The organism is Actinomadura logoneensis, from assembly GCF_003428695.1.
GTDB classification, from domain to species: domain Bacteria; phylum Actinomycetota; class Actinomycetes; order Streptosporangiales; family Streptosporangiaceae; genus Spirillospora; species Spirillospora logoneensis.
Map to the genome: position 1 here is coordinate 1 of NZ_QURH01000430.1, position 928 is coordinate 928.

At 79.0% G+C, this 928-nt stretch carries 1 protein-coding gene; it reads right to left on the reverse strand.

Translation table 11 applies throughout. From position 1 onward, the window contains the following. Positions 1-82 precede the first annotated feature (82 nt). A complete protein-coding gene (locus tag DZF91_RS23120) occupies positions 83-697 on the reverse strand; it encodes a DUF6928 family protein (RefSeq protein ID WP_117359486.1) in 615 nt (204 codons plus the stop codon). Between the last annotated feature and the right edge of the window lie 231 nt (positions 698-928).

Here is a 928-nt window from a genome sequence, read left to right on the forward strand (position 1 = left end):
CCCGGCCTGGCGGGGCCGGGGGCCGCGAGTGCGGCGGGAGCGGCGGGAGCGGCGGGGGCGGCGGCGGTCGAGCCGCCGGGGGTCAGGCGATCTTGAAGCGGCGCAGCGGCAGTTCCAGCGGCAGGAAGCCGTCCGGGCCGAGGGACGCCAGGTCGCGGCCGACCATGTGCTCGCGCGCGATGGCCAGGCCGAACTCCTCGGGCGAGAACGGCAGCGGGACGTCGGGCGCGCCCGCGTCGATCTCCGTCCAGTAGGGGCGCTCGGCGGGCAGCCGGGCGCCCTGGTCGACGACCACGCCGTCCTCTGCGGTCACGCACACCTCGCGGCGCAGCCCGCCCCCCTCGTACCAGCGGAACCAGCAGCCGGAGGCGACGTTCTGCAGCACCAGGACGCCGCAGCGCGCGCCCGGCAGGGCGGCGGCGACGGTGTCGGCGATCCGCCGGGCGTCGTCGCCCATGCCGAACAGGCGCCGGTCGCAGACCAGGAGGGCCCCGTCGAACGCGCCGACGAACAGCTCGTCCTCGTAGGGCCACAGCGCGAAGTCCAGGACGGTCTCGCCGGTCTCGACCAGCCTCGCGCCGGGGTACAGCCGCCGGGCCAGGCGCGCCGCGGCGGCGCCGTCGGGGGTGACGCCGGGCCGGAACACCTCGGCGGGATCACCGGTGGTCGCGCAGGCCAGAGCGACGGTCCACCCCATGCTCGTCCATCCCCTCCCGCGGCCGCTCGCCACCCGCCGGGGGGCCGGGCCCCGCCGGCCGCGCGGCCAGCGTAATCCCTCGCGCGCGGCGCGTGGAGACCGGACCGGGAAGTAATCGGCCGCCGCCCCGGACGGGCCGTCCGGGAGGGCGGCCGGAAGGCGCTCCGAGGCCGTCCGCGCGCGAGCCGGCCGTGCCGTGGGGGCAGGGCCGGCTCGCGGACGTCACCGGCG

What these genes read in the sequence shown, in the direction of transcription:
- DZF91_RS23120 (WP_117359486.1), bottom strand. Translation starts at nt 697, where the DNA reads ATGGGGTGGACCGTCGCTCTGGCCTGCGCGACCACCGGTGATCCCGCC.